Here is a 26,575-nt window from a genome sequence, read left to right on the forward strand (position 1 = left end):
CTGAAAGGTTCGTTGATGCTGAAGGCTGTAGCCACCCGGGCGCGCAAAGCAGGGTTTTTGTGTGTTTTGGGTGTTGCGTTCGTGTTGTCCCCGGTGGCGGGGCATGCCCGGAAATCCCCGTCCACCGACGGTTCCCTCACCCCCATCGCACTGGCCGAGTTGCCGCCCCAAGGGCGTGCGACGTATGCGCTGATCCGTGAGGGGGGCCCCTTTCCGTATGACAAGGACGGATCGGTTTTTGGTAATCGCGAGCGGCTGTTGCCCGCCCACAAGCGGGGCTATTACCGTGAGTACACCGTCAGAACGCCAGGATCGCGCGACCGGGGAGCCCGGCGCATCGTGTGCGGCGGCAAGCCCCGGGTTCCGGACGCCTGCTACTACACCGGCGACCACTACGCCAGTTTTCGCGAGATCGTCGAATGACCCCCGATGCGGTGCACGCAGACCAGAAGAACCCTGGCAGCGCACACCGCGCCACCTTGAATCCCCCACGCGCAGGCCGCATTCCGCAGCCTTGCGAGAAGCCAGAAGTTTGTGGACTTTATAAAGAAAGAGTAGCGGAGATGCAGACGCCACTTCGTAAAGACCTGGAAACGCCACTGCGTGGCGTGCGCACCAACATCGTGCAGTCCATTCGCGCCTTCCGCGTGCAGGACCTGCAGGATGCCGCCACCTCCATGGGTCACCATTTCTTGTACGCCAACCTGGCCCACGCGCAGTCCAAGCAGGATGTGCTGGACCTGATTGCCGGGCAATTCACCTTCCCGTCGCACTTCGGCAAGAATTTTGATGCGCTGTACGACTGCATGACGGATCCCTTGCACAAATCGGGCCCGCAGCCTGGTTTCATCGTGGTGCTGGAGCAGATCCCCGCCACCGGCAAGTTCGACAAGGAAGCGCGTGAACAGCTGCTCGATATCTTCCGCGACGCCGCCGACTATTGGGGCGACCGAAAAATCCCCTTCCGCTGTTTCTATTCTTTTCTGTAGCCCGTTCTGCATCCACCAGCCAAGCAGAACGGGCGAACGAGGCTACCGGCACCCAGGGTGTCGAGGGCATTGAGATCGCCGCGGAGCCCGCCGAGAAAATGCCGACCGACAAGCTCGTCGACGTGTCCCCGATGGCGCTGCGCATGAGCAGCCCTTTCAACGCCGGCTACTGGCTTTCGGCTGCCTGAGTCTGGCGGCTCATCCCCCTGAGCGGCTGCGCGCCGCTTCCCCCTTCTCCCGGCGTCGCCGGAAAGGGGGGATGCCCTCACTATGGGGCGCCCCTTGCCTGGCATCCTCCGCTCGGGCCGCGCCAGTGGCTGGCGTTTTAGTCAAATCAAACCCTAGCGCTTGTCCATCAAGCGCCAGCAGCTATTGATTCAAGAGCACTGCTGTGCCAAGGCCACAAACTCGCTCACCGGAACCTCCTCGGCGCGGCGCTGGGTGTCGAAGGTGCCGGCGAACTGGCGCGCTTCGAGCCAGCGGCCCAGCGTGTGGCGCAGCAGCTTGCGGCGCTGGCTGAAGGCGACCTGCACCAGCTCTTCCAGAAGGGGCATCGACAAGGGCGCGGGCTCTGCGTGCGGCACCATGCGCACCACGGCGCTGTCCACGCGCGGGGGCGGGTCGAAGCTCTCCGGGGGAACGAACAGCACGTTTTCCATCGCGTAGCGCCATTGCAGCATCACCGACAGGCGCCCGTAGTCGCTGGTGGCAGGCTGGGCCACCATGCGGTCGATCACTTCCTTTTGCAGCATGAAGTGCTGGTCTTCGATGACCTGCACATGGTCCAGCAGATGGAACAGGATGGGCGTGGAGATGTTGTAGGGCAGGTTGCCCACCACGCGCAGCCGCAGGTCGGGCTGCGCGGCTTTTTCGCGCATCGCGAGCGCCAGCGCGGTGAAATCCACCTTGAGCACGTCGGACTCGATCACCTCCAGCTGGCCATGCAGCCGCAGGCGCAAGGCCAGGTCGCGGTCCAGCTCGATGACCGTGAGGCGCCCCAGACGCTCCACCAGGGGCTGCGTGAGCGCCGCAAGGCCCGGTCCGATCTCGACCATGGGCTGGCCCGGCTGGGGCGCAATGGCCTGCACGATGTCTTCGATGATGCCCTTGTCGGACAGGAAATGCTGCCCGAAGCGCTTGCGGGGGATGTGCTTCATGCCATTGGCCCGCTGGTGCTGTCGATATGCCGGGAGACGGCATGCGAGCTGTGCAAGGGCGGCCAAGCCGCGCAGGCGGCGCTTCGCCGGGGGGCGCTGGCGGGGGCCCCTCCCTTCCCGCATCGCGCAGCGATACGGAAGAAGGAGGAGAAAGGTGCGTAGCGCCTCGGGGGGACGTACTCCATCTTCATTGCGGCGGGTCGCGGTATTCCACATACGCGCGCCCGCGCAGTTCCTGCGCCCAGGTGGCGTAGGCCTCGTCCAGCTTCTTCTCGCGCACGGTATCGCGCGCCATGTCGCGCTGCTCGCGCTGCGTGAGCTTGGCCTCGCGGCGCTCGAGCAGCTGGATCAGGTGCACACCGAAGCGCGACACCAGCGGCTCGCTGACATCGCCGGGCTTGAGGCTGTTCAAGGCCTGCTCGAATTCGGGCACGTAGCGGCCCGGATTGGCCCAGCCCAGGTCGCCGCCCTCCTTGGAGCTGCCGTCCTGGGAATGCTCGCGCGCCAGCGCCGCGAAGTCGGCCTGGCCCGCCAGCACGCGGCGCCGGTAGTCCGCCAGGCGCGCCGCGGCGGCGGACTCCGTCAGCTGCGGCCCGGTGCGCAGCAGGATGTGGCGGGCATGGTTCTGCACCACCGTGGTGGGCACCCCCGCCGTGACGCGCTCCACCACCTTGAGCACGTGAAAGCCCGCCGGCGACCGCACGGGCCCGACGATGCTGCCCACCGGCAGGCCCAGCGTGGAGTTCACGAACAGTTCGGGATACCGGTCCGCCGGCCGCAGGCCCAGCAGGCCTGCGGCGCGCTGCCCTTCGGGCGCGTCGGAGAACTCGCGCGCGACGGCCGCGAAGTCCTCACCCGCGCGCACCTTGTCGGCCGCGCGCTGGGCGCGTGCCTGGCGCTCGGCCACCTGCACGGGGCTGGCATTCTCGGGGACGAGGACGAGCACGTGCCCCAGGTTGATCTCCATCGAGGCCACGTCGGCGCCCCGTTGCTGCTCGCGCAGGTACTGGTCGATGTCCAGGTCGGACACCTTCACGCGCGCCTCCACTTCACGTTCGCGCAGGCGCTGCTGCAGCAGCTGGTTGCGCAGCTCTTCACGGAAGCGCTCCTTGCCCATGCCGTCCCGCGCGAGGCGGCGGTAGAGGTCGTCCACCGTCATGTTGTTCTGCCGGGCCACGCCCTGCTCGGCCTGCGACACGGCGAAGTCATCCACCTTGACGCCGGACTCCTTCGCCTGCTGCAGCTGCACGCGCTCCAGGATGATCCGTTCGAGCACTTCACGGGCGAGCAGGTCCCGCGGCGGCATGGCGCCCCCCTGCTGCGCCAGCTGTGCCTCGGCGCGCGCGAGCCGCGAGCGCACCTCGTTGTTGGTCACGGGTTCGGAATTGACCACGGCCACGATGAAATCCGCCTGACGGGGCGCCGAACTGCCGCCGCTGCCCGCCGCCGTCTCCGCGGGCAGCGTGATCGAAGGTGCGGCCGCCGGGCGCGCCGTCAGCCCCTTGCCTGCAGGCGCGCCGGAAGGGCGCAGGCCCTGGGCCAGGGTGCCCTGGGACATCAGGGAAGCCAGGGTGGCAATGGCCAGTGCGATGACACGGTGATTCATGGCGTTAAGCGTTAGTCATAGTTGCTGAAACGGCTGGGCGTTGTCACCTGCTCGCGCAGGTTCTGGTAGCGCGGCACATTTTGCTTGAAGGTATCCAGGGGGCTGGAGCCCAGGCTCAGGCGGGAGAAGCCCACGAATTCGATCTGGAACAGCAGGCGGGTGTTGGACGTGGTGACACTGCTTTGCAGGCGCTCGAGGACCACGCGGCCGATCCAGCAGCAGCTGTCGTACTCAAAGCCCACCACGGTGTCCACGAGTTTGCGGTCCTGCAGGCTGTAGTTCAGTCGCCCGACGCTGTACCAGCGCCCGCCGCCCTGGCCACGGCCGGCGGCGCCGGATGGCTTGTTGTTGTGGGTCTCGCTGCTGCCCCACAGCGCGTCCAGCGGCCATTGCCAGCCAATGTCGATCTGCTCGCTGGTGCCGCGCTGCAGGCGGTAGGCGGCGCTCACGGTGCGGTAGTTGCCCGGGCTGTAGCGCGCACCGATGGTCGAGCGGATGGAACGGCCGGTCTTGGGGTTGTACTGCACGGTGGAGTCAAAGCCCCACTGCGGCGTCCAGGTGATGCCCGCGCCCAGCAGCAGGTCCGACAGGCGCTCGCTCACGGGCGCGCCGCCCGGCAGCGTCACCTGCTGGTCGGAGAAACGAACGCGTTGCGCAACGCCGAAGCGCGCGGCCTCGGCGCCCGTGTTCGGGTCCAGCAGCCGTGTGCTGAGGCCCAGGGTGAGCAGGTTGTTGTCGGCCAGCCGGTCGTTGCCCCCGAAGGCGTTCTCGGTGTAGATGGTGGCGAAATTGAAGTCGTTGGCCGCCGTGTCGTACACGGGCAGGCGGCTCTGGTCACGGTACGGCGTGTACGTGTAGAAAGCACGCGGTTCCAGCGTCTGCAGGAAGGCGCGGCCGAAGTATGCGGCGTCGCGCTCGAAGACCAGGCCGCTGTCCAGGCTGAAGGTGGGCAGCGCGCGGCTGGCCGAACGCTCGCCATTGGACAGCGGGGTATCGAACTGGTACTGCGTGGCGTGCAGCTGCAGGCGCGGCGTGACGAAGCCCCCGGGCGACAGGAACGGCCGGCTGATCTGCGCCATCGCATAGCTGCGGTGGGCATTGGGCTGGCCCGTCAGCTCGCGGGCCGCCTGGAAGCGCGTGGTGTCCAGCTCCACGCTGGCATCCACCCCGCCACCGAGCTGCGAGGGGGCATAGCGCCATTGCAGCTGGGGCATGCGGTCGTAAGGCGGCACGATGGGAGAAGTCACGTCCTGCAGCGTCTGCCACTTGAGGGTGCGCACGCTCGCGGACATGTCATTGCGCGCCCAGGACAGCGTGGCATCGCCGGGCAGCAGGCGCTGGCGCAGAAGCTCGGAGGCGCGGCCGAAGTCGCGCCAGTAGTTGTCATCGCTGACGCGATTGAGGTTGAGGTTGAGCCCCACCCCGCCAATGCCGGTGTTGAAAGCACCTTGGTGCTGTCCCGAAAAGCTCCACCGCATGCGGTCGCGCAGGCGGTCGGTGGGCATGACGTCGGCGCTGACCTGGCCGGAATAGCTCGGCTCCAGGTAGCGGAACTCGCCCCCCAGGTTGGCGCCGCGCTTGGTCATGAGGGCGGCGCGCAGCGTGGCATCGCGGTTGGGCGCGATGTTCCAGTAGTACGGCTGCATGTAGGCCACCCCGTCGCGGCTGTCCAGGCCGATGGTCGGGGGCAGCAGGCCGGACTTGCGCTTGTCCGACAGCGGGAAGGTGATGTACGGAATCGGCAGCAGCGACACGCCCTTGAACTCCAGCACCGCGTCTTCCGCCGTACCCACCTCTTCCTCGTTGTCGATGCGGATGGTGGCGGCGCGCAGCACCCAGTCGGGCCGCCAGCTTTCTTCATTGCCGCGCTCGCACGTGGTGTATGTGGCGTTGTGCACCACGGCCCGGTCGCGGTCGATGAAATCCACGCGCGTGGCATCGCCGTGCGCCTGGGTGGCCAGAAACTTGTACCGCGCGTCGCTGAAGAAGCCCTCGAACGCATCCACCCGCAGCTCCAGCGCCGTGCCTTCGTACACATTGCCCGCGCGGTTGATGCGCACCTGCCCGCTGGCCTTGGCCAGGTCTTCGGGCACGTTGTAGTCCAGGCGGTCGGCGCGGATCACGGTGTCGCCCCGGCGCAATTCGGCATTGCCTTCGATGACGGCGTTCAGGTCGGTCTGGCCGCTGATGTGGTCACCCTTCACGAACACCGGCAGCTGGGGGCGCACGGCGTCCGGAATCTTTTCCTGCAGCAGCGGCGAGGTGCGCAGCGCGGGCGGTGCATCCCAGGCGCTGGGCGGGGGGGCCTCCGCCGCCTGCGCCAGCGCGGAGAGCGGCAGCCCGCACCAGGCCAGCGCCACGCCATAGGCCAGGGCCCGGGGCACGGGCGCGCGCAGCCGCACGGCCTTCGCCGTGGCGGGCCGGGTCCGGGGGGAAGGGGTCTGCACGGTAGGGGGCTTGCGGCGTGGCACGTGGGGCGATGGGCAGGGGCGGATGAAAGAAGGACCCGCTCACCACGGAGGCGGGGAGCGGGTTTGTAAAATCGGATTATCCATGAGCCACCCATCCTCCCCTTCTCCCGCCTGCCCGCCCCCGGGCATGGCCGTGGCAACCCCCGCAACTTGTACCGTGGCCTGGCCCGACGCGGCCCGCCAGACAGCCTTCGAAGCCTGGCTCGCCCCCCTGGTGGGCCCGCACCAGCTGCTGCCCGCCACGCTGCGCCCGGCGTCGGCCGATGCGAGCTTCCGCCGCTACCTGCGCATCGACAGCGCCACGGGCAGCAGCCGCATCGTGATGGATGCCCCGCCCCACCAGGAGAACTGCCGCCCCTTCGTGCAGGTGCAGGGCCTGATGGCGTCCGCGGGCCTGAACGTGCCGCAGATCCTGGCCTGGGACGAGCCCGGCGGGTTCATGCTGCTGTCCGACCTGGGGCATCGGACGGTGATCGAGCTGCTGGACCCCGGGCAGCCCCAGGCCGCCTACGCCTGGTACCAGCAGGCCACCGATGTGCTGCTGGACTGGCAGAAGGCCTCCCAGCCCGGCGTGCTGCCGGCCTACGACGAGGCGCTGCTGCGCCGCGAGCTGGCGCTGTACCCCGACTGGTACCTGGGCCGACACCGCGGCGTCACGCTGGACGACCAGCAGCAGGCCACCCTGGGCAGCGCCTTCGATGCCATCGTGGCGCACAACCTCGCTGCGCCCCAGGTCTACGTGCACCGCGACTTCATGACGCGCAACCTGATGGCCCCCGTCGAAGAAGGCGCGCCCCTGGGCGTGCTGGACTTCCAGGACGCCGTCTACGGTCCCATCACCTATGACATCGCCAGCCTGCTGCGCGACGCGTTCATCAGCTGGGAAGAGGAGTTTGTCATCGACATTACCGTGCGTTACTGGGAAAAGGCGCGCAAGGCCGGGCTGCTGGGCGCCCGCAGCGCCAGCGGCTGGGGCGATGACTTCGGCGAGTTCTACCGCGCGGTGGAATGGATGGGCCTGCAGCGCCACCTCAAGGTCGCGGGCATCTTCGCGCGCCTGACCCTGCGCGACGGCAAGCCCAGGTACCTGGCCGACGCGCCGCGTTTCATGGCCTACATCCGCGCCACGGCCAACCGCTACCGCCAGCTGGGGCCCCTGCTCAAGATGCTCGACCAGATCGAGGGCACCGAGCCGGTCACGGGATTTGCCTACGGCCGGATGTAGGGGCGCCACCGGGCGCATGCCAGGAAAAATCGAGTCCAATCAGGCTGTAGCGCTTGTCCTTCAAGCGCAAACAGCTATAAATTAGGTAGCAAATGCCCCGTTTCCACTGCCCGGCCCTTCTGTCCACCGGCGCCGAGCTGGACCTGCCCCCGGGCGCCGCGCGCCATGTGCAGGTGCTGCGCCTGCAGCCGGGTGACTCCATCACGCTGTTCCATGGCGGCCAGGACGGGGGCGACCCGGGCGGCGAGTTTGACGCCACCGTGCTGCGCATGGGCCGCAGCGACGTGCGCGTGCTGGTGGGCGCGCACCATGCCACCGAACGCGAAGCCGCGCGCACGGTGCACCTGCTGGCGGGCATCACCGCCAACGAGCGCATGGACTGGCTCGTCGAGAAAGCCACCGAACTGGGCGTGGCCAGCATCACGCCCCTGGTGGCCGAGCGCAGCGTGCTCAAGCTCAAGGGCGAGCGGGCCGAGAAAAAAATTGCCCACTGGCAGGCCGTGGCCGTGGCCGCCTGCGAGCAGTGCGGCCGCAACCGCGTGCCCGTGGTGCACGGCGCCGTGGACCTGGCCAGCTGGGTGCGTGCGCGGCAGGCGGGTGGCGCCGGGGCCGAAGCGGCGGCGCAGCGCCTGCTGCTGTCGCTGCGCGCGGGCACCGCGCCACTGCATGCGGCGGCGGCCCCCGCCGGGCCCGTGGTGTTTCTTTCCGGCCCGGAAGGCGGCCTCTCCGGCGCCGAGGAAGATCTGGCGCTGCTCCACGGCTTCGCCCCGGTCACGCTGGGGCCGCGCGTGCTGCGCGCCGAGACGGCGCCGCTCGCGGCCCTGGCGGCGCTCACGCTTCTCGCGGGCCCGTGAGGGGTTCACCCAGGCTGTACGCAGGGCGGCCCCCGCCCTAGAATGAACCGCAGAGCACCGGCAGCCGCCCGCCCGCGCGCCGCTGGCCCCGCGTTCCGCGCGATCCCACCACACTGGCAGGAGTTTCCATCTTGCGCACATCTTCCCGCCGGCGCCGCCTCAGGGATGTGGTTCTGTCGACCGATCCCCGGCGGCGCACGCTGGTGAGCATGGCGCTGCTCGCGCTGGCGCTCATGTCCAGCAGCGCGGGGGTGATGCTGCTGGTGTCGATGGCGAGCAGCGCGGTGAACGCCGCCGCCGTGCAGTGGTGGGCCGCCATTTCAGTGGGCGGGCTCGTGGTGATGACGGCGTTCATCCGCTCGGGCGAGACCGCCCGGCTCAACGACCCCTCGCTCACCGTGCCCCAGATGGTCTGGACCATCACCAGCGGCGCCGTGGCCTACGTGCTGGCGGGCGATGCGCGCGGCGTGGTGCCCAGCGTGCTGGCCATGATCCTGTTCTTCGGCACCTTCGGGCTGACCGTGGCCGAGGTCATCGGCATCGGCGTATATGCGCTGCTGGCCTTTGCCTGCGCCGTGGCCGCCACCACCCGTTTCAGCGCCAGCCCATTCGGCTACCTGGACACCGCCTATGCGCTCATGGTGCTCATCGTGCTGGGCGGCAGCATCGCGCTGAACCTGCGCATCCAGCGCATCCGCGCGCGGCTGCGCGAGCAGCGCGAGGCCTTGGCCCACGCCCTCGCCGTCAACCGCGAGCTGGCCACGCGCGACGAGCTCACGGGCCTGCCCAACCGCCGCGCGATGCTCGACCTGATGGACCTGGAGCATCGGCGCAGCCTGCGCAGCGGCCGCCCCATGCTGCTGGCGGAACTTGACATCGATCACTTCAAGCGTGTCAACGACAGCCACGGCCATGCCACCGGCGACCGCGCGCTGCAGGCCTTTGCCGGCGTGGTGCGCGCGAGCGTGCGCGACACCGACGTGCTGGCCCGCTGGGGCGGCGAAGAGTTCGTGCTGATGCTGTCGGACACCCATCTGGACGATGCGCGCGACCTGCTCGAGCGCGTGCGCCTGGCCGTGGCCGCGATGGAGATCCCGCACTCCACCGGCGTGCTGCGCCTGTCCGTGTCGGCCGGCCTGGCGCTGCACCTGCCGGGCGACACGGTGGAGCTCACGCTGGAGCGCGCGGACCAGGCGCTCTACACCGCCAAGTCGCTGGGCCGCAACCGCGTCGTGGTGGCGCCGTCCGGCCCACGGGGCGCGGTCTCGCTCGGCGCCCGGGCTTGACATGGGGCGGCATGCCGCGCGTGCCCACGACCGCGACCTGCGCCGCGAAGGACGCGGGCAAAGCCGCCACCCGGCGGGCGCTTTCAGGCCCGCAGGCGGGGCGGGGCGCGCATCTGCTCCGGCGTGGTGAAGTAGGCGGTCGACGCGCCCAGCTGGCCGCGCACCTGGGCCAGCTCGTGGCGCGCCACGCTGCGCAGGTGCACCTCGTCGGGCCCGTCCATCAGGCGCAGCGCGCGGCCCCAGGTCCAGAACGCGGCCAGCGGCGTGTCGGGCGACAGGCCCATGGCGCCAAAGATCTGCATGGCGCGGTCCACCACGCGCTGCTGCAGGCGCGCGGCCACCACCTTGATGGCCGCGACCTGGGCACGCACCTGGCGGACATCGGCGGCATCGCCCTGGTCCAGCAACCAGGCCGCATGCAGCACCAGCAGCCGCGCCTGGTCGATCTCGATGCGCGACTCGGCAATCCACTCCTGCACGTTGGCCTGCTCGGCCAGCGCCTTGCCGAAGGCCGTGCGTTCGAGCGCGCGCTCGGTGGCCAGGCGCAGCGCCAGCTCGCACTGCCCGATGGTGCGCATGCAATGGTGCACACGCCCCGGCCCCAGGCGCGCCTGTGCCATCGCAAACCCCGCCCCCCAGTCGCCCAGGAGGTGGTCGGCCGGCACCCGGACATCCTGCAGCAGGACCTCGCAATGCCCCTCGGGGGCGTGGTGGTGCAGCACGCTGATGTTGCGCACCACCCGCAGGCCCGGCGTGGCGGCGGGCACCAGCACCATGCTGTGGCGCGCGTGGCTCGGGGCCTCGCCGCCGCCACCGTCTGCGCCGGCATTGCGGCACAGCACGATGAACAGCCGGCACCGAGGATGCGCCGCCCCCGTGATGAACCACTTGCGGCCGCTGAGCACCAGCACATCCCCTTCGCGCCGTACCGTGGTCTGCAGGTTGGTGGGGTCGGACGAGGCCACATCCGGCTCGCTCATGGCGAAGGCCGAGCGCATCTGGCCACGCAGCAGCGGCTGCAGCCAGCATGCACGCTGCGCGGGCGTGGCAAAGCGGTGCAGCAGCTCGATGTTGCCGGTGTCCGGCGCCTGGCAGTTGAACACCTCGGCGGCCCAGGGCAGGCGGCCCATCGCCTCGGCCAGCGGCGCGTAGTCGAGGTTGGACAGGCGGGTGCCGGGCTCGTCGGGCCCCAGCGTGGGCAGGAACAGGTTCCACAACCCCTCCTCGCGGGCCAGGGCCTTGAGGTCTTCCACGAAGGGCGGCGGGTAGTCGCCCGCCAGCGCGGCCGCATGCCAGGCGGCGTTGTAGGGCAGCAGATAGCGGTCCATGAACGCCACGAGGCGGTCATGCAGTTCACGGGCCAGGGGCGAAGGTGCGAAGTCCATGCGGCCATTGTGAAAACCGCACGGGCACGCGTCACAACGCAGGCGACACCGGGCTTGACGCAGGTCACGCACACCGCGGCCCCGGCCCGCTGCCTGCTCTGAAACGCTCCTCATTTCATAGCTGCCAGCGCTTGCCAATCCGGCGACAGCGGGCATTTTTTCCATGGGTCGCGCGGCAGGCCGGTACCATCGCACGATGAGCACGCACTACGAAACCCTGCACCCCGCCGACGTCTACCGCGAGGCATTCGCGGTGGAACCTCCGCCGGCACCCGACGAGCGCCACCTGTGGCCGCGCAAGCCGGGCGGCTTCATCGTGCATGCAGCCGCCGCGGCGGCCATGGCCACCCCGCGGGGCGAACAGGCCCCAGCACCGGCTGTGGACGACAAGGCAGCCGCCGCCCGCGTGCTGGTGCCCGCGCAGTGGGGGCTGGTGCCGCACTGGGTCAAGTCGGCGTCCGACGCGAAGCTGCGCGCCCCCAAGCTGGTCAACGCCAAGTCCGACCTGGCCTCCACCGGCACGGCATTCCGCGATGCCTGGCTGAACGGCCAGCGCTGCATCGTGCCGATGATGGCGTTCTATGAAGACGACTTCCGCTCCGGCAAGGCCGTGCCCACGCGCATCTCCCGCGTGGACGGCAAGCCCATGGGCGTGGCCGGGCTGTGGGCCCGCTGGCAGGGAGCCGATGGCGAGGTGATCGTGAGCTACTGCCTGCTCACCGTGAACGCCAACAACCACGCGCTGCTGCACCGCTACCAGCAACCGGGCAGCGAAAAGAGCATGCCCGCCATCCTGAACGAAGGCGCCTACGACGCCTGGCTCACGGCCCGCCCCGACAAGGCCAAGGAATTCATGCGCCAGTACGCGGCCACCGCGCTCACGGCCAACCCGGTGGAGAAGAAAGCCGACAAGGTGTCCAGGGACTGGCTGGACTGACGGCCATCTTGCCCGCGGCCATTGCAAGGCCGCCGGCTCCGCTGACTCACTTACCTGTGAGCAAAGCTGCACAACGAAGGGCTGCTGACCTCGTTATGCACTTTCGTGCTGGCCGAATGGAACTCGATGTATCGGAGAAGAGAATTCAAACAGGGGAATATTGAATATAATTAATATTCTGAAAATATTATATTAATCCCCTTTCAGAAATGCGGAATGCTTCCGGAGGGCCCGCCGTCAAATATGTTGCCATTTACCATATTGTCACCAAAAGACAAAAGGCTGCCACCTAGGTTATTATAACCTGTGTCGTTGGCCACAATCGTGGATCCTCGAAGGTAAGTCGTGCCGCCACGGGTGGTGATGCCGTATGTGTAACCTCGGACGGATACATTGCTGATGGTTGATATGGAATTGGCTGCACCAATGTGGATGCCGTAGGTGCTGGTAGCGGTCGTCGCATTCGTCATTTGGACGTTGCGAATATCCATGCGCCCATTGACAACGCTGACGGCCATATTGATGCCGTAGGCATAGCCTTCGATGGTACTGTCTTCCACGACAACATACCTGGCCGCAAGGTACCTTACAGCACTCGCCGCCCCAGACACGCCAGTAAATGTAAGCCCACGCAATACCACGACGTCGGTCGGCGCCGCATTAATCACAACACCATTCACCCCAGAACCCGCCGTCAAAATCCCTGCAATATGTCCCTTTCCATTAATGGTAATGGATTTTGTAATGGTGACGCCCCCGAAACCTCCATCATCCAATGCATTGATCTCGCCGCCAGCTGCTGTTTTGCTGATCGCCCCAGCAAATGTCTTGCAGGGGGCTGTCCGGCTGCAGGGGTTTACGTCATCTCCGACTCCTGATACCCAGGTTCGTGTCGCTTGCGCGTACACCGAGGAACTGAGTCCCAGCATGAGCGTGGCCCAGAACAATACGCCCCATTTTGAGAAAGACTTTTTCATGTTGATCTCTTTCGTTAGTCTGACCATGAGCCAACCGCTGGTAGATCGTGTTGACTACTGGCACCACGTTCCCGCGCGGGAGGTTGGCAAACCCGCACACAAACAAGTGTATTGATTTGTATCACTTCATACAACGAAATACCAACAGCCTCGCAGACGCATGCTGAGCATGCAATTCATGCAGCGTCGGTACAGGAAAAGAGTCGACAAGATGGCCAAGTGCTTTCTGGAGCGAACCGGCACCTCAGCTGCCGGGCCCTCAACCGAGTCTCCCAGCACAAACGTTCGCGCGATGAATCCCTATCCGCCCAACGGAAGCTGAGGCTCCCCCAGCGACAGCATCAGCCGGTTCGCCCAGTTGAAGAACGCCGCGCCGTGCAGCGCGTCGGAGATCGCGAAGTCATCAAGCCCTGCAGCGCGCAGGCCCTCGATGTGGGTGCCGTCCAGCGCCGTCGGCGTGGCGGTGAGGGCCACCGAGGCCGCGACGATGGCGTTCCAGCGCGGGTCGAGATCGGCCCCAACACCCTCGTCCAGCAGCCGCTGCACATCGGCCTGGCGGTGCGAGAAGTGCGCGGCAAAACGCGCATGCACCGACGCACAGTAGATGCAGCCGTTGGCGCGCGAGGTGGCCGTGGCCGACAGCTCGCGCTCCGCCCGGGGCAAGCCGGCATCCGGGTTGTAGAAGATGTCCTTGTCGGTGCGGGTGCGCGCGCCCAGCGTGTCGGGGTCGCGCGCCAGCAGGCGAAAGTACGGCGACTTGGCGCGTGCGGCGTCCACCAGGCCGGCGTAGTGGCGCTCGGTCAACTCGTCCTCGGCCAGCGGGGGCAGCCAGGGCAGCCATTCGAGCTGCGCCTGCGTGAAGGCCGTGGGCTCATGGTTGCCGGGGTGGGTGATGACGGCGGTATCGCTCATGGCTGGACCTCTGCGGTGTGGGGGGTGGACGACGACGCGGCAGGTGCCGGATGCGCTGCGAGCAGGCGCAGGCCCACCACCACGCGGATCTGGAACGACAGGAACGCCACCAGCTGCGACAGGATCACGATGTCGGTGGCCGGCCAGCCGGCATCCAGCAGCGCCTGCAGCGCCGCCGGGCTGGCATCGCGCGGGTGGAAGGTGAGCAGGTGCGCATGCGCCAGGCCCGCCGACAGCCGCGCGCCCAGCACGGTGCGCTGCGACTCGCCCACGGCGTAAGCGGGGCCGTCGGTGTTTTCGCGGCTCAGCGGGCCGGCGGGGTAGTGGCCGTACGGGCCCTGCGCCGCGCCACGGCTGACCTCGGCGGCGATGGCGGAGGCCAGCCCCGCACCCGCGTCCTGCGCCACCAGAGCGGCGGCATAGAACGCCGCGGCGTCCGGCTGCTGGTGCAGGCCTGCGACGAACGCCGCAACCGCCAGGCGCTCGGCCAACGTGACGGTGCCCGGCGCCGGAGCGGTGGGTGCGAACAACGCGCGGTAGCTCTCCTGCGCATAGGTGCGCGCCTCGAGCCGGTGGCGGCGGATGGTGTCCAAGTGGTCGCCGGGTTCGATGCCGGTGAGCAGGTCGATCACGTCGGGCAGTGCTGCAGCGTGCGGCGTTGCTCCGGGGGAGGGAATGGGGGCAGGGGTGCTCATGCGATGGCCTCGGTGCGGGTGGAGGAAGCTGTTGGTGTGGGTGCCGTGGTGGTTGCGGCTGCAGTGGTGGGAGTGGTGTTGGCAGCACCGGTGTGCTTGCGCACCCAGCCCAGCGCTGGTGCTACGCGCGTGGCTGTGAGTTCGATGGAGCGCAGGATGTGCGCATGCGGCGGGTCCACCGAATGCACCTGGAACACGATGTCGGTGGCGCGTGCCAGCGCCGTGTCGGACTGCAGGGAGGCGATCACGTCGTCGGGCGTGCCCACGTGCACGTCGTACGCGGCAATCAATGTCTCCAGCGGTGCATCGGGCCCCGGGCGCGATGCCTGGCCAGGCTGCAGCGCGGCTGCGACAAAGCGGGCGGCGGCGCGGCGCAGGCCCGCATCGGCCAGGCGCAGTGCCTCCTTGCGGTCGTCGGCCACGAACAGGCTGCGCGAGCCGACGATGCGCGGCGTGGCGCCGCCGGGCAGTGCGGCAAGGTAGGCGTCGATGATGGGGTGCTGCAGGTCGTGCAGCGCGGCGCCTGGTGCCTCGGCCGTGCGCGGCTGGGTGCGCGACAGCATCAGCCCGTCGCCCGCCTGCCCCGCGCGTTCGCCGCCCGCCACCGAGAACGTGGCCTGCCAGATGCGACCCAGCAGCTGCTCGGCGGCCGGGTACAGCCGGTCGCCACCGGGCAGGGGCCTGCCAGCCCAGGCCTCGCGCACCAGGGCCAGGTGGCGTGCATAGACCGCGCTGCGGTCATCGCTGGTGATGCCGAAGGCCGCGAACGATTCGGGCGTGCCGCCCGTGCCCACGCCCAGCTCCAGCCGCCCGCCCGAGAGCAGGTCGAGCACGATGGCGTCCTCGGCCACGCGCACCGCGTTTTCCATGGGCAGGGTCACGATGCCGGTGCCCAGGCGGATGCGCCGCGTGCGCGCCGCCACTTGGGCCAGGAAGACGAAAGGCGAGGGCAGGCCGCCTTCGTGTTCGTGAAAGTGGTGCTGCGCCACCCAGGCGGAGTCGAAGCCGAAGGCCTCGGCATGGGCGATCTGCTCGGTCACCAGCCGGTAGCGTTCGCCGGCCGGGGCATCGTCAAGCAGCCTGCTGAAGAACCCGAGGCGTTTCGTTGGGGAGGTCAGGGAGAGGGTCATGGTGCTGGTTTTTCTTTCCGGGAATGGCTTCGATGAGTTCACGCGTGTAGTCGCTGCCGGGGCGCAGGAACACGTCTTCCACGCGGCCCGCATCCACCTGCCGGCCGCCCTGCAGCACCGAGACGGTGTCCGCGATCTGGCGCACCACGGCCAGGTCGTGCGAGATGAAGAGGTAGGTCAGGCCCAGGTCGCGCTGCAGCGTCTCCAGCAGCGCCAGGATCTGCGCCTGCACCGTCACGTCCAGGGCCGACACCGCCTCGTCGAGCACCAGCACGCGGGGCTGCAGCACCAGGGCGCGCGCAATGGCCACGCGCTGGCGCTGGCCGCCCGACAGGGCGCGCGGGCGGCGCTCCAGCACGGCCGGCGGCAGGCCCACGCGCGCCAGGATGTCGTGCACGCGGCGCGCGCGCTCGGCGGCGGGCAGCAGGTCGAAGTTGAGCAGGGGCTCCTCGATGATCTGGAAGATAGTCTGGCGCGGGTCCAGCGAGCTGAACGGGTTCTGGTAGACCAGCTGCACCGTGCGGCGGAACTGCCGCAGCGCCTCGCCGCGCAGGGTGGTGAGGTCCGTGCCCTCGATGACGATGCGGCCCGCCGTGGGCTGGCGAAAGCCCACCACGTCGCGGATGGTGGTGGTCTTGCCCGAGCCCGACTCGCCCACGATGGCGTGCGTGGTGCCGCGCCGCACGCGGAACGACACGCCGTCCACCGCGCGGAAAGGCTGCTTGCGCCCGGCCACGTCGAAGTCGTGCACCAGGCCCTCCACCACGATGGCGAAGTCCTCGGGCCGCTCGGGCGTGTCGTTGGCGGCGGCGGCACGGGCCGGGCGAAACGCCCCCTGCGCAAGCGACGGCGCGTCGGCCAGCAGCTTGCGCGTGTAGGCGCTGTGCGGGTTGCGCAGCACGCTGGCCGTGTCGCCCTGCTCCTGGATGCGCCCGCCCTGCAGCACCACCAGCCGGTTGGCGCGGTCGGCCGCCACGCCCAGGTCGTGCGTGACCAGCAGCACGGCGGTGCCGAACTCGCTGCGCAGCTCGTCGATGAGGTCGAGGATGCGCCGCTGCACCGTCACGTCGAGCGCGCTGGTGGGCTCGTCGGCAATGATGAGCGCGGGCTGCAGCGCAATGGCAATGGCGATCAGCACGCGCTGCTTCATGCCGCCCGACAGCTCGTGCGGGTACTGCCGCGCACGCAGCTCGGGCTGCGACAGGCCCACCTTGGCCAGCAGCTCGACCACGCGTTGCGCGATGGCCTGGCGGTCGCCAAAGCGGTGGATTTTCAGGATTTCGCCCACCTGCTCGCCCACCGTGCGCACGGGGTTGAGCGAGCTGGTCGGGTCTTGCGGGATGAGGCTCACCACGCGGCCGCGCACCGTGTCGAAGCGGTCGGGTGACCAGCCGGCGATGTCGGTGCCGTTGAGCCGGATCGCGCCTTGCTCCACCCGGCCGTTGTCGGCCAGCAAGCCGATGAGAGCTTGCGCGGTGGTGGTCTTGCCCGAGCCGGACTCGCCCACCAGCGCCACGACCTCGCCGGGCGCGATGGCGAACGACACGCCGTGCACCACACGCTGTTCATGGTCCTTGTCGCGGTAGGCGATGGAGAGGTTCTCCACCTCCAGCACCGGCGGCGGCGCCACGGCCTGGTCGATGGTGGTCATGCGCGCCCCTTTGTCAGCGCCGCGCTGATGCGGTTGGCCGCCAGCACCACGGCCACCACCACCAGCCCCGGCACGGTGGTGAGCCACCAGGCCGTCGAGATGTAGTTGCGCCCCTCGGCGATGAGCAGGCCCCATTCAGGCGTGGGCGGCGGCGCGCCGTAGCCCAGGAAGCCCAGCGTCGAGATCGACAGAATGGCCGAGCCGAACTGCAGCGCCGCCATGGCGATCACCGAGGTCAACGAGTTGGGCAGCACATGGCGCCACAGCACGGCACCAAAGCGCCCGCCGCTGCCAAAGGCCGCCTCCACGTAGTCGGAGCGGCGCACGCGCACCACCTCGGACCGGGTAAGCCGCGCAAAGCTGGCCACCGACGCCACGCCCACGGCCACCGCCGCATTCAGCGTGCCAAAACCCAGGATGATGATGATCGACAGCGATAGCAGCAGCGAGGGCACCGACAGCAGTACGTCGACGGTGCGCATGATCACGTCCTCCACCCAGCCGCCGATGGAGCCGGCCAGCACGCCCAGCAGCGTGCCCAGCACCAGCCCCACCGCCACCGCCAGGAACGCGCCTGACAGCGAATGCACCGCACCGAACACCAGCCGCGCATAGCCGTCGCGGCCCAGCGCATCGGTGCCCAGCCAGTGCGCGGCCGACGGCGTCTGCAGCTGCTGGCCGGCCACGCCCACGGTGGCGCTGTAGCTGGTGAAGACACCGGGCGCGACCGCCCAGAGCGCCACCAGCGCGATCACGCCCCAGGCCAGCCACAGGCTGAGGGGTGCGCTGCGCGCGCGCTGCAGGATGCGGCGGCCCCAGGTGCCGCCCTGCGCGCGCGATGGCGGGGCGGCCAGGATGGGCGCCGTGGGCACCACGACGGCGGCGGGCGCCGCCACGGCGCGCTCGAAGCGGTGCGGGGCCGGGTGTGCGGCACCCGTGAAAGCGCCCAGGTCGGCGGTCGAAGACGTGGTGGTCATGCGGGATCTCCTCAGGTGCCCAGGCGCGAACGCAGACGGGGATCGAACACGGGGTAGAGCAGGTCCACCACCAGGTTGATGAACACGAAGGCCGTGGCCGAGACCACCACCACCGCCTGCAGCACGGCGGTGTCCTGATTTCCCACCGCCTGCTGCGTGAGGCTGCCCAGACCGTTGAGGCCGAACACCGCCTCGGTCACCACGGCGCCCGCCAGCAGTTCGCCGAACAGCACGCCCGCGATGGTCAGCGTGGGCAGCACGGCGTTGCGCGCAACGTGCTTCCACAGCACCCACTGGCGCGTCGCGCCCTTGGCCCGCGCCACGGCCACGAAGGGCTGCGTGAGCACCTCGTCGATGTTGCGGATCAAGATCTGCGCCAGCGGCGCGGCAATGGGAATGGCGAGCGTGAGCGTGGGCAGCACCAAGCCCTGCCACTTGCCGGGGTTGATCACCGGAATCCACCCCAGGCGGAACGACACCACCTGGATCAGCATGATCCCCAGCCAGAACACCGGCACCGAGATGAACAGCGATGGCAGCGACTGCAGCGCCGAGCGCAGCCAGCCCCAGCGCGTGAGCTGCGAGGCAAAGGCCAGCACCACCGCCAGCAGCAGCGCCGCCGCAAAACCCAGCCCCGCCAGGCGCAGCGTGGGCGGCAGGTTGGTGGCCAAGCCCTGGCTCACCGGCACCCCCGCCTGCACCGAATACCCGAAGTTGCCACTGAGAAAGCCCAGCAGCGTGTGTTGGTACTGCTGCCACACCGACGTGTCGGCGCCGTAGGCCGCACGGATGTCCGCGATCTCCTGCGGGCCCAGGCCGAACTCAGGGTTCAGGAACTTGATCAAAATCGCATCGCCCGGCAGCAGCTGCAGCAGCAGGAACGACGCGGTGAACGCCGCCCACAGCACCAGCAGGGCCTGGCCCGTGCGATGGGCAAGGTACTTGAACATGGAAGTCACTCCTTCAGCAAAAGCAACAGCAGCAGCCAGTAGCCGCACAGCGTTAGAAACTGGCGCGTCCCAAGCCAGTGCCACCGTGGAGCCGGCTTCGCCGGTCCACCGGTGGCGTCCCCCCCAGGGGGAAGGCGCGCAGCGACTCAGGGGGAGTCAATGTCTTGCGGCGATCCACGTGCCGTAAAAGCTGGGTCGGCCGACGGCCTCGAAGCCCACGCCCTTCACCGACGGCGATCCTGCAAACGCCTGCGGCTCTTCGAACACCGGGATCACATACGCCTGGTCAATCAGGTAGTTCTGCACATCGGCCGTGAGCGCCAGGCGCTTGGCCGCGTCGGTCTCGGCAGCTATGGCGTCGAGCAGGCCGTTGAGCTGGGTGTCCTCGAACGCCTTGACCTTGCTGCTCACTCCGCCCTTTTGCAGCAGCACGTTGCGGTTGGTCGGGTAGTAGTTGCTCTTGATCACGTCGGGGTCGGCGCGGCCCACCATGCCGGGTGCCACGGGGGTCTTCTCGGGGTCGAGGCTGTCCACCGTGCGGCTGCCGGAGTCGCCCGCCAGCACGTTGAGCTTGACGCCCACCTTGGCCCACTGCTGCGCCACGAGCTGCAGGGTTTCCTTGTTTTGCGGCTGCGGCAGCGACTCGTACGCGGCCAGCACCAGCTCCTTGCCGTCCTTCTCGCGCAGGCCGTTGGCATTGATCTTCCAGCCGGCGTCGTCGAGCAATTGTTTGGCCTTGGCCTCGTCGTAGCCCAGCTTGGCCGACAGGTTCACGTAGCCCAAGGCCGTGGACGCGATGACCGAGGTGGCCTGCGGGTAGTTGGCCGAGAACAGGGTCTGCACGATCTCCTTGGTGTTGGTGGCGTGCAGGAGCGCCTGGCGCACCTTCACATCGGCCACCAGCGTGTTGTCGGGGCGAAAGACCACGCTGTTGTTCACGCCGCGCGTGGAGGGAGCGTAGATGGCGAACTTCTGGTCCAACACGCGCTTTTCGTCATAGGCCTGCACCTGGCGGATGAAGCCCGCCTGGCCCGACAGCAGCGCGCCGATGCGCACGCTGTCTTCGGGCGTGACGATGAGCTTGATCTCGTCGAGCCGCGCCCGGCCCTGGTGGGCGTGCTGGGCCGGGCCCCAGGCGTAGTCCTTGCGGGCGGTGAGCGTGAGCTCCTTGCCCAGCGTCTCGGCCGTCACCACGAAGGGGCCCGAGCCGATGATCTTGGTCGCGTCGCCCAGCTCTTCGAAAGGCCGCGCCAGCGTGGCCAGCGACACCAGGCCCGAGCCGATGACGGACGTGCCCTGCAGAAAGCCCGGCGAGGGCTTCTTGAAGTAGAACTTGACGGTGAGCGGGTCCACGACCTCGCTCTTGTCGTAGTTGTTGATGACCTCGGACACCGGCAGCTTGAGCTCTTTGTTACCCAGGCCGTAGGTGTCGTAGTTCCTGGCCACGGCGGCGGCATCGAGCGGTGTGCCGTCCGAGAAGGTCACGCCTTTTTTCAGCTTGAAGGTGTACTCGGTGGCCGTGTCGTTCACGGTCCAGGACTCGGCGATCCAGGGCTGGATCTGCAGCGTCTTCGGGTCCTGGTAGGTGAGCTTGTCGGTGATCTGGTTGAGGATGCCGCCGTTCGGGTAGAAGCCCCCCGCCGGCGGGTACAGGTTGGTGTGCGCCTGCTGCTCCAGGTACACCAGCGTGCCGCCCTGCACGGGCTGGTCGGCAACCACGCTGGTGGAGGCGGCTGGCTCGCTGGCCTGTCTGGAGCAGCCCGCCACCAGCACGCCCAGGGCCACGGCCGATACGCCCACTGCCCACCATCCCACCGATTTTTTCTTTGCAAGAAACACGTTTTGACCTCGTCGCCGCACAGGCATTGAAATGACACATCCGGCCCCCTTCGTCGCAGGCATCGGCACGGTGTGCACACTGCGGCGGAGCCAGTTCATGTGTATTCATGCTATCGGTGCGCAGGCCCGGGCATGCATGTATTAAGTAGCATCGATATGCGGAAAACGATGCAGCAAACCGCCCTCCGCGCTTATCTGGAACCTGCATATGCGAGCACGGTTTTCTTTGTTGGCTTCACGGGTGCGGCTTCCAACAATCTCCCCACGACGCTGCTTGTTCCGTGCCCGATGTCCGAGGCCGCAAGCGGTTGGAAAGAACACCGCCACATGTCCCACTCCCCCGCCCCCCTCAACGACTACCTGGCCGAGAAGCGCGCCGCCGTGCTCGCGCGCGACGCGGCCATCGAGCGCGGCACGGCGCAGCCCGCGGCCCTGAAAGCCCGCGTGAGCGCCGAAGGCCGCAGCGGCGTGCGCCGCATCCGCATCCGCGACCACCAGGTGATCAGCGACAGCCCGCCCGACTTCGCGGGCTACAACCTGGGCCCCAGCTCGCCGGAGCTGCAGCTGGGTGTGCTGGGCAGCTGCGTGACGCACATCTTCCTGATCCAGGCCGCCTCGCGCCAGGTGCCGCTGACCAGCCTGGAGGTGGAAGTGAGCGGCGTGATCGACCCGCGCGGCGGCAAGCCCGGGCACGAACAGACGCCCATCTGGCCGCACGACATCGCCTACACGGTGCACATCGACTCGCCCGCGAGCCGGGCCGACATCGACGCACTGTTCGAGGCGGTGGAACGCACCTGCCCCATCCTGAACCTGCTGCGCAACCCGCAGCAGGTGCGCGCCAGTGTGGCGCTGACCAACTCCAGCGCCGCCGCGCCGCTGCCTGCCGCACAGCCCTCCGCAGCCGCCGAAGCCGTGCCCGCCTGACCCGCCGATTGACCACGCAAGGAGCCCAGCCACCATGGCATTGACACTCGACCACATCGTGATCGCGGTGAAGGATCTGGACCAGACCATCGCCGACTACCGCGCCCTCGGATTCAACGTGCTGCAAGGCGGCGACCACCCCGGCCGGCCCACCTACAACGCGCTGGTCGTCTTCGCGGACGGCGCTTACTTCGAGCTGATCGCCTGGCGCTCGCCATCGCCCGGCGAGCGCTGGTGGGAGCTCTTGAACGCGCACGGCGACGGCATCGTGGACTTCGCGCTGCTGCCGCCCGAAACCGCCACCACGGTGGCCGTCGCCAAGGACCGGGGCCTGGCCTACAGCGGCCCGCACGACGGCGGCCGCGTGCGGCCCGATGGCGAGCGCCTGCGGTGGCAGACGGCGCGCCCCCCGTCGCACGACCTGCCCTTCTTGTGCGGCGACCAGACCCCGCGCGCGCTGCGCGTGCCCGAAGGCAACGCCCGCGTGCACCCCAACGGCGCCCGCGGCGTGGCCAGCCTGGCCCTGGCCGTGAAGGACCTGGATGCGAGCCTGGCCCACTACCGCGCCCTGCTGGGCGAGGCCCAGGCCGCCAACGTGAGCGCGCCTTTCCTGCAGCCCGGCACGGGCGCGCGGGTGGGCACGGTCACCCTCGGACGCAGCACCCTGGTGCTGACGCAGGCAGGGCCGCTGCCGGGCACGGCAGGCCATGCGGCCAGCACACAGCTGGGCACGCGGGGCGAGGGCCCATACGCACTGGTACTGGCCACCGACGGTGCCACGCCGGCGCCTCCCACGGCAGACCGCACCCATGGCGCGGCCATCGAATTCGCGGCGGCGTAAGAGTCCTCCCGAGTGGCTGCGCGGCTGGCGGTCCTAGAGCCCCAGCGCCGCGAACAACTGCTCCGCACGGGCCGTGGCCGCGTCGGCCATGCGCATGGGCCGACCCCACTCGCGCTGGGTTTCGCCGGGCCATTTGTTCGTGGCGTCCATCCCCATCTTGCTGCCCAGGCCGCTCACGGGGGAGGCGAAGTCCAGGTAGTCGATGGGCGTGTGCTCCACCAGCAGCGTGTCGCGCGCCGGGTCCATGCGGGTGGTGATGGCCCAGACGACATCCTTCCATTCGCGCACGTCCACATCGTCGTCCACCACCACGATGAACTTGGTGTACATGAACTGGCGCAGGTGGCTCCACACGCCCATCATCACGCGCCGCGCGTGGCCCGCGTAGGCCTTGCGGATGCTCACCACCGCCATGCGGTAGCTGCAGCCCTCGGGCGGCAGGTAGAAGTCCACGATCTCGGGGAACTGCTTTTGCAGGAGCGGGATGAACAGCTCGTTCATCGCCAGGCCCAGCACGGCGGGCTCGTCGGGCGGCTTGCCGGTGTAGGTGCTGTGGTAGATCGCGTCCTTGCGCATCGTGATGCGGTCCACGGTGAGCACGGGGAACTCGGCGCATTCGTTGTAGTAGCCGGTGTGGTCGCCGTAGGGCCCCTCCAGCGCATGCTGCCAGCCGCTCGCGTGGCTCGCGTCCGGCGCTATGTGGCCTTCGAGCACGATCTCGGCGGTGGCGGGCACCGAGAGCGGCACGCCCAGCGCGGGCGTGACCTCGGTGCGTGCGCCGCGCAGCAGGCCGGCGAACTGGTATTCGCTCAAGGAGTCGGGCACGGGCGTGACCGCGCCGAGCAGCGTGGCCGGGTCCGCGCCCAGCGCCACGGCCACGGGGTAGGGCTGGCCGGGGTACGCGGCGCAGTGGTCGGCGAAGTCGAGCGCGCCGCCCCGGTGGGCGAGCCAGCGCACGATGACCTGGTTGCGCGAGAGCACCTGCTGGCGGTAGATGCCCAGGTTCTGCCGCGCCTTGCGCGGCCCGCGCGTGATGGTCAGGCCCCAGGTGATGAGCGGGGCCACGTCGCCCGGCCAGCAGTGCTGCACGGGCAGGCGGGCCAGGTCCACGTCCGGCCCTTCCCACACCACCTGCTGGCAGGGCGCGCCCCGGGCCACGGTGTGCGGCGCCATGTGCCACAGCGTCTTGAGGAAGGGGCCCATGGCCAGCATGTCCTTGACGCTGCGGGGTGCCTCGGGCTCCTTGAGGGTGGCCAGCAGTTCGCCCAGGGCGCGCACGCCGTGCAGGTCGGCCACGCCCATGGCGCGGGCCACGCGGCCGGGCGTGCCGAACAGGTTGGTGAGCACGGGCAGCGCGTGGCCCGTGGGCTGCGTGAACAGCAGCGCGGGGCCTCCCGCGCGCAGCACGCGGTCGCTCAGCGCCGTCATCTCCAGGCGCGGCGACACGGGCTCGCGCACGCGGCGCAGGTCGCCCGTGGCTTCGAGCTGGGCCATGAAGTCGCGCAGATCGCGGTAGGCCATATCAGTACCAGATTTTGATTTTGAATGAAATCAGCCTGTCGCGCTTATAAATGGTGCGCCAGTAGCTATCAATTAATGAGCATCCAGTTCCTGCCCCGACCAGCGCGGCGCCAGGTCGTGGGGCACGTCGATGAGGTCGAGCGCGCGCGCCACGCTGTAGTCCACCACCTCGCCCACGGTCTGCGGGCGCAGGTAGAAGGCCGGCAGCGGCGGGCAGACGATGCCGCCCATCTCGGTCACGGCGACCATGTTGCGCAGGTGCGTGAGGTGCAGCGGCGATTCGCGCACCATCAGCACCAAGCGGCGGCGTTCCTTGAGCGCCACGTCGGCCGCGCGCGTGAGCAGGTTGTCGGCCAGCCCATGCGCGATGGCGGCCAGCGTGCGCATGGAGCAGGGTGCGACCACCATCGCATGGCACTGGAACGAGCCACTCGCAATGGCCGCGCCCACGTTGTGCACGTCATGCACGCGGTGCGCCAGGGCCTCGACGGCGGGGCGGTCCAGGTCCAGCTCGTGCTGCAGGTTGCGCCAGCCCGCGTCGGAGACGACCAGGTGCGTCTCGATGCCGCCCTGGCCCTGCAGCACCTGCAGGAGGCGCGCGCCGTACACGGCGCCGCTGGCGCCCGAGATGGCGACGATGATGCGGCGGGTGGGCACGGGCTCAGCCATGGGGCGCGCCCTCGGCCGCCCGGGCGCGCAGGGGTTGCGCCTGCTGGTCGGCCTCGACCTGCTCCAGCACGAGCGCCGCCTGCACGGGGTCGAAGTCTTCGTGCGCGCGCTTCTTCACGCCGTAGTGCTGCAGCTGGTAGTGCCGGTCGGCGGTGATGCCGTGGCGCGCGAGCGTGCTTTTCACGCAGACCAGCGGGCAGCCGTCGAGCGCGATGATGGGCCGGCCCGAGCGCACGGTTTTCAGCAGGTGCGGCACATCGCCGCCCACGCCGGCGATGCACGACATCTCGGCGACGCCGTGCCGGTCCAGACGCAGCGCCACATGGTTGGCCAGCTGCGCGGCGCTGGAGCAGCCCGAGCAGGAGTAGACGAGGGGATGATTCAGGGCCTGGTGGGGGGTCATCGCTCACCCTCCGTGGCGTGGCGCAGGGCCCCGGCGGCGCCGCAGGTGGTCCAGCACCTGGCGCGGTGCCAGCCTCTGCGCCCACTGGCGCGGGTCCAGCACCGGCAGCTCGATGGCGTCGAGCGCGTTCTTCACCACCAGGCCCAGTTCGGTGTCGCCCTCCATCGACAGGCGGCGGCTGAAGAACAGCGTGTCGGGGTCCTGCTGGCGCTGGGCGAGCAGCAGGAAGTCGTGGGCCGTGGCGCTGAGCGTCAGGTCCGCCACGGCGGGTGCCGCGAGCGGGGCATGGGGCGCGAAACGCTGACCGGTCCAGGCAAAGTCGAACGCCAGGCGCGCATCGCGCACCTGCACCCGCATCTTCTTGTCGAACAGCAGGCGTCCCACGTCGGGGGGCAGGTGCCGGGCCAGCGCGAGGTTGAGCGCCGTCACCAGCAGCACCGAGCCCGGGTAGGCGGGCAGGCGCGACAGCACGGCCCCCACGGGAGGGGGAACCACCCGCGGGTTCGAAGGCGAAGAGGAGAAAGCAGCCATAGGGTAGGAATCGGGCGCTCAGGCCACGTAGAAGAACACGGTGAAGAAATGGCAGGCACTGCCGCCCAGCACGAACAGGTGCCACAGCCCGTGGCCATGGCGCACGCGGTGGTCCAGCGCGTAAAAGACGATGCCCAGCGTGTAGCAGGCCCCGCCCGCCAGCAGCCAGCCAAAGCCCCCGGGTGTGAGCGCCCGCCACAGCGGCACCACGGCCACCAGCGCCAGCCAGCCCATGAGCACGTAGATGACCAGCGACAGCGCCCGCGCGCCGCGCGCCCACCAGATCTCCTGCGCGATGCCCAGCAGCGCCAGGCCCCACACCACGCCCAGCAGCGACCAGCCCCAGGGGCCGCGCAGCGACACGAGCGCGAACGGGGTGTAGCTGCCGGCGATCAGCAGGTAGATGCTGCAGTGGTCGAGCTTTTGCAGCACGGCCTTGATGGCGCGCCGGCGCACGCTGTGGTACGCGGTGGACGCGGCGTACAGCGCCACCAGCATGGCGCCGTAGATGCTGAAGGCGACCACCTTCCACGGGTCGTCCAGGCGCGCCGCGAGCGTGATGAGCACGGCCGCGCCCGCCGTGGCGAGCACGGCCCCGGCCAGGTGGCTGATGCTGTTGAAGCGTTCTCCGGCGTACATGCG

Annotated in this window: 25 protein-coding genes; 8 read left to right on the forward strand and 17 right to left on the reverse strand. The window is 69.0% G+C overall.

Translation table 11 applies throughout. The features are described 5' to 3' along the window. The first annotated feature begins 15 nt into the window (after window positions 1–15). Together AC07OC_RS10840 and AC07OC_RS10845 are read left to right on the forward strand one after the other, a co-directional pair. Window positions 16–423, forward strand: a complete 408-nt coding sequence (locus AC07OC_RS10840; RefSeq protein WP_218297058.1) for a guanyl-specific ribonuclease — start codon at window positions 16–18, stop codon at window positions 421–423. 140 nt (window positions 424–563) lie between these two features. Continuing rightward, window positions 564–989 (forward strand): barstar family protein, encoded by a 426-nt coding sequence (locus tag AC07OC_RS10845; RefSeq protein WP_010464776.1) that lies wholly within the window; start codon window positions 564–566, stop codon window positions 987–989. 377 nt (window positions 990–1,366) lie between these two features. On the opposite strand, the gene rsmA is transcribed toward AC07OC_RS10845, so the two are convergent. From rsmA to AC07OC_RS10860, 3 genes are all read right to left on the reverse strand, one after another. Beyond that, the gene (gene rsmA / locus AC07OC_RS10850) at window positions 1,367–2,146 is read right to left on the reverse strand and encodes a 16S rRNA (adenine(1518)-N(6)/adenine(1519)-N(6))-dimethyltransferase RsmA (RefSeq protein ID WP_218339384.1); all 780 of its coding nucleotides are present in this window, start codon (window positions 2,144–2,146) and stop codon (window positions 1,367–1,369) included. A gap of 187 nt (window positions 2,147–2,333) precedes the next feature. Then, window positions 2,334–3,752: a peptidylprolyl isomerase gene (locus AC07OC_RS10855; protein WP_218339383.1), complete on the reverse strand. Its 1,419-nt coding sequence runs from the start codon at window positions 3,750–3,752 to the stop codon at window positions 2,334–2,336. Between the two features lie 11 nt (window positions 3,753–3,763). Next, window positions 3,764–6,199, reverse strand: a complete 2,436-nt coding sequence (locus AC07OC_RS10860; RefSeq protein ID WP_370627751.1) for an LPS-assembly protein LptD — start codon at window positions 6,197–6,199, stop codon at window positions 3,764–3,766. 106 nt (window positions 6,200–6,305) lie between these two features. On the opposite strand from AC07OC_RS10860, the gene AC07OC_RS10865 reads away from it, so the two are divergent. From AC07OC_RS10865 to AC07OC_RS10875, 3 genes are all read left to right on the forward strand, one after another. Further along, window positions 6,306–7,448, forward strand: coding sequence for an aminoglycoside phosphotransferase family protein (locus AC07OC_RS10865; protein WP_370627750.1), 1,143 nt, complete (start codon window positions 6,306–6,308; stop codon window positions 7,446–7,448). 92 nt (window positions 7,449–7,540) lie between these two features. Continuing rightward, window positions 7,541–8,302: a 16S rRNA (uracil(1498)-N(3))-methyltransferase gene (locus AC07OC_RS10870; protein ID WP_218339382.1), complete on the forward strand. Its 762-nt coding sequence runs from the start codon at window positions 7,541–7,543 to the stop codon at window positions 8,300–8,302. A gap of 131 nt (window positions 8,303–8,433) precedes the next feature. Beyond that, window positions 8,434–9,588, forward strand: a complete 1,155-nt coding sequence (locus tag AC07OC_RS10875) for a diguanylate cyclase (protein WP_255590965.1) — start codon at window positions 8,434–8,436, stop codon at window positions 9,586–9,588. 83 nt (window positions 9,589–9,671) lie between these two features. Here AC07OC_RS10875 and AC07OC_RS10880 read toward each other — a convergent pair whose 3' ends face one another. Then, window positions 9,672–10,973, reverse strand: coding sequence for an acyl-CoA dehydrogenase family protein (locus tag AC07OC_RS10880; RefSeq protein WP_218339381.1), 1,302 nt, complete (start codon window positions 10,971–10,973; stop codon window positions 9,672–9,674). A gap of 196 nt (window positions 10,974–11,169) precedes the next feature. Here AC07OC_RS10880 and AC07OC_RS10885 point away from each other — a divergent pair, with 196 nt between their 5' ends. Next, window positions 11,170–11,910: an SOS response-associated peptidase gene (locus tag AC07OC_RS10885; protein ID WP_218339380.1), complete on the forward strand. Its 741-nt coding sequence runs from the start codon at window positions 11,170–11,172 to the stop codon at window positions 11,908–11,910. Window positions 11,911–12,113: 203 nt separating this feature from the next. Here the strand turns inward: AC07OC_RS10885 and AC07OC_RS10890 are convergent, their stop codons facing one another. The 8 genes from AC07OC_RS10890 to AC07OC_RS10925 all read right to left on the reverse strand — a co-directional run bounded on the left by AC07OC_RS10890 (window position 12,114) and on the right by AC07OC_RS10925 (window position 21,068). Next, the gene (locus AC07OC_RS10890) at window positions 12,114–12,887 is read right to left on the reverse strand and encodes a right-handed parallel beta-helix repeat-containing protein (RefSeq protein WP_218339379.1); all 774 of its coding nucleotides are present in this window, start codon (window positions 12,885–12,887) and stop codon (window positions 12,114–12,116) included. Between the two features lie 300 nt (window positions 12,888–13,187). After that, on the reverse strand, window positions 13,188–13,799 hold the full coding sequence (locus tag AC07OC_RS10895; protein WP_218339378.1) for an alkylhydroperoxidase domain protein: 612 nt from the start codon (window positions 13,797–13,799) through the stop codon (window positions 13,188–13,190). Beyond that, complete coding sequence (locus AC07OC_RS10900) at window positions 13,796–14,494, reverse strand: CMD domain protein (RefSeq protein WP_218339377.1); 699 nt, start codon at window positions 14,492–14,494, stop codon at window positions 13,796–13,798. The genes AC07OC_RS10895 and AC07OC_RS10900 overlap by 4 nt, the downstream gene beginning before the upstream one ends. After that, on the reverse strand, window positions 14,491–15,624 hold the full coding sequence (locus tag AC07OC_RS10905; protein ID WP_255590964.1) for a putative FMN-dependent luciferase-like monooxygenase: 1,134 nt from the start codon (window positions 15,622–15,624) through the stop codon (window positions 14,491–14,493). The genes AC07OC_RS10900 and AC07OC_RS10905 overlap by 4 nt, the downstream gene beginning before the upstream one ends. Further along, window positions 15,566–17,275, reverse strand: coding sequence for a dipeptide ABC transporter ATP-binding protein (locus AC07OC_RS10910; protein ID WP_218339376.1), 1,710 nt, complete (start codon window positions 17,273–17,275; stop codon window positions 15,566–15,568). Before AC07OC_RS10910 ends, AC07OC_RS10905 begins: the two co-directional genes overlap by 59 nt. Then, window positions 17,272–18,252, reverse strand: coding sequence for an ABC transporter permease (locus AC07OC_RS10915; RefSeq protein ID WP_218339375.1), 981 nt, complete (start codon window positions 18,250–18,252; stop codon window positions 17,272–17,274). The genes AC07OC_RS10910 and AC07OC_RS10915 overlap by 4 nt, the downstream gene beginning before the upstream one ends. Window positions 18,253–18,263: 11 nt before the next feature. Further along, window positions 18,264–19,202 carry an ABC transporter permease gene (locus AC07OC_RS10920; RefSeq protein ID WP_218339374.1) on the reverse strand — a complete coding sequence of 313 codons (939 nt, stop codon included), beginning with the start codon at window positions 19,200–19,202 and terminating at the stop codon, window positions 18,264–18,266. 156 nt (window positions 19,203–19,358) lie between these two features. Continuing rightward, window positions 19,359–21,068: a TIGR04028 family ABC transporter substrate-binding protein gene (locus tag AC07OC_RS10925; RefSeq protein ID WP_255590963.1), complete on the reverse strand. Its 1,710-nt coding sequence runs from the start codon at window positions 21,066–21,068 to the stop codon at window positions 19,359–19,361. Between the two features lie 300 nt (window positions 21,069–21,368). Here AC07OC_RS10925 and AC07OC_RS10930 point away from each other — a divergent pair, with 300 nt between their 5' ends. Both AC07OC_RS10930 and AC07OC_RS10935 read left to right on the forward strand, forming a co-directional pair. Continuing rightward, complete coding sequence (locus AC07OC_RS10930) at window positions 21,369–21,968, forward strand: OsmC family protein (protein ID WP_218339372.1); 600 nt, start codon at window positions 21,369–21,371, stop codon at window positions 21,966–21,968. A gap of 34 nt (window positions 21,969–22,002) precedes the next feature. Then, window positions 22,003–22,809, forward strand: a complete 807-nt coding sequence (locus AC07OC_RS10935; RefSeq protein ID WP_218339371.1) for a VOC family protein — start codon at window positions 22,003–22,005, stop codon at window positions 22,807–22,809. 33 nt (window positions 22,810–22,842) lie between these two features. Here AC07OC_RS10935 and ubiD read toward each other — a convergent pair whose 3' ends face one another. The 5 genes from ubiD to trhA all read right to left on the reverse strand — a co-directional run bounded on the left by ubiD (window position 22,843) and on the right by trhA (window position 26,572). Further along, a complete protein-coding gene (gene ubiD / locus AC07OC_RS10940) occupies window positions 22,843–24,330 on the reverse strand; it encodes a 4-hydroxy-3-polyprenylbenzoate decarboxylase (RefSeq protein ID WP_218339370.1) in 1,488 nt (495 codons plus the stop codon). Window positions 24,331–24,402: 72 nt separating this feature from the next. Then, window positions 24,403–24,999 (reverse strand): UbiX family flavin prenyltransferase, encoded by a 597-nt coding sequence (locus AC07OC_RS10945; protein ID WP_218339369.1) that lies wholly within the window; start codon window positions 24,997–24,999, stop codon window positions 24,403–24,405. Next, window positions 24,992–25,402, reverse strand: a complete 411-nt coding sequence (locus AC07OC_RS10950; RefSeq protein WP_218339368.1) for a putative zinc-binding protein — start codon at window positions 25,400–25,402, stop codon at window positions 24,992–24,994. Before AC07OC_RS10950 ends, AC07OC_RS10945 begins: the two co-directional genes overlap by 8 nt. A 3-nt stretch (window positions 25,403–25,405) precedes the next feature. Further along, the gene (ubiT, locus tag AC07OC_RS10955; RefSeq protein WP_369640892.1) at window positions 25,406–25,933 is read right to left on the reverse strand and encodes a ubiquinone anaerobic biosynthesis accessory factor UbiT; all 528 of its coding nucleotides are present in this window, start codon (window positions 25,931–25,933) and stop codon (window positions 25,406–25,408) included. An 18-nt stretch (window positions 25,934–25,951) separates the two neighbouring features. Further along, a complete protein-coding gene (gene trhA, locus AC07OC_RS10960; RefSeq protein ID WP_218339366.1) occupies window positions 25,952–26,572 on the reverse strand; it encodes a PAQR family membrane homeostasis protein TrhA in 621 nt (206 codons plus the stop codon). Window positions 26,573–26,575: the final 3 nt, after the last annotated feature.

The organism is Acidovorax sp. GW821-FHT10E04 (genome assembly GCF_059415185.1).

Bases quoted from the DNA above. Each gene is read 5' to 3' on its own strand.
- AC07OC_RS10840 (WP_218297058.1), top strand. From the start codon at position 16: ATGCTGAAGGCTGTAGCCACCCGGGCGCGCAAAGCAGGGTTTTTGTGT.
- AC07OC_RS10845 (WP_010464776.1), top strand. From the start codon at position 564: ATGCAGACGCCACTTCGTAAAGACCTGGAAACGCCACTGCGTGGCGTG.
- rsmA (WP_218339384.1), bottom strand. From the start codon at position 2,146: ATGAAGCACATCCCCCGCAAGCGCTTCGGGCAGCATTTCCTGTCCGAC.
- AC07OC_RS10855 (WP_218339383.1), bottom strand. From the start codon at position 3,752: ATGAATCACCGTGTCATCGCACTGGCCATTGCCACCCTGGCTTCCCTG.
- AC07OC_RS10865 (WP_370627750.1), top strand. From the start codon at position 6,306: ATGAGCCACCCATCCTCCCCTTCTCCCGCCTGCCCGCCCCCGGGCATG.
- AC07OC_RS10870 (WP_218339382.1), top strand. From the start codon at position 7,541: ATGCCCCGTTTCCACTGCCCGGCCCTTCTGTCCACCGGCGCCGAGCTG.
- AC07OC_RS10880 (WP_218339381.1), bottom strand. From the start codon at position 10,973: ATGGACTTCGCACCTTCGCCCCTGGCCCGTGAACTGCATGACCGCCTC.
- AC07OC_RS10885 (WP_218339380.1), top strand. From the start codon at position 11,170: ATGAGCACGCACTACGAAACCCTGCACCCCGCCGACGTCTACCGCGAG.
- AC07OC_RS10890 (WP_218339379.1), bottom strand. From the start codon at position 12,887: ATGAAAAAGTCTTTCTCAAAATGGGGCGTATTGTTCTGGGCCACGCTC.
- AC07OC_RS10895 (WP_218339378.1), bottom strand. From the start codon at position 13,799: ATGAGCGATACCGCCGTCATCACCCACCCCGGCAACCATGAGCCCACG.
- AC07OC_RS10900 (WP_218339377.1), bottom strand. From the start codon at position 14,494: ATGAGCACCCCTGCCCCCATTCCCTCCCCCGGAGCAACGCCGCACGCT.
- AC07OC_RS10905 (WP_255590964.1), bottom strand. From the start codon at position 15,624: ATGACCCTCTCCCTGACCTCCCCAACGAAACGCCTCGGGTTCTTCAGC.
- AC07OC_RS10910 (WP_218339376.1), bottom strand. From the start codon at position 17,275: ATGACCACCATCGACCAGGCCGTGGCGCCGCCGCCGGTGCTGGAGGTG.
- AC07OC_RS10915 (WP_218339375.1), bottom strand. From the start codon at position 18,252: ATGACCACCACGTCTTCGACCGCCGACCTGGGCGCTTTCACGGGTGCC.
- AC07OC_RS10920 (WP_218339374.1), bottom strand. From the start codon at position 19,202: ATGTTCAAGTACCTTGCCCATCGCACGGGCCAGGCCCTGCTGGTGCTG.
- AC07OC_RS10925 (WP_255590963.1), bottom strand. From the start codon at position 21,068: ATGCCTGTGCGGCGACGAGGTCAAAACGTGTTTCTTGCAAAGAAAAAA.
- AC07OC_RS10930 (WP_218339372.1), top strand. From the start codon at position 21,369: ATGTCCCACTCCCCCGCCCCCCTCAACGACTACCTGGCCGAGAAGCGC.
- AC07OC_RS10935 (WP_218339371.1), top strand. From the start codon at position 22,003: ATGGCATTGACACTCGACCACATCGTGATCGCGGTGAAGGATCTGGAC.
- ubiD (WP_218339370.1), bottom strand. From the start codon at position 24,330: ATGGCCTACCGCGATCTGCGCGACTTCATGGCCCAGCTCGAAGCCACG.
- AC07OC_RS10945 (WP_218339369.1), bottom strand. From the start codon at position 24,999: ATGGCTGAGCCCGTGCCCACCCGCCGCATCATCGTCGCCATCTCGGGC.
- AC07OC_RS10950 (WP_218339368.1), bottom strand. From the start codon at position 25,402: ATGACCCCCCACCAGGCCCTGAATCATCCCCTCGTCTACTCCTGCTCG.
- ubiT (WP_369640892.1), bottom strand. From the start codon at position 25,933: ATGGCTGCTTTCTCCTCTTCGCCTTCGAACCCGCGGGTGGTTCCCCCT.
- trhA (WP_218339366.1), bottom strand. From the start codon at position 26,572: ATGTACGCCGGAGAACGCTTCAACAGCATCAGCCACCTGGCCGGGGCC.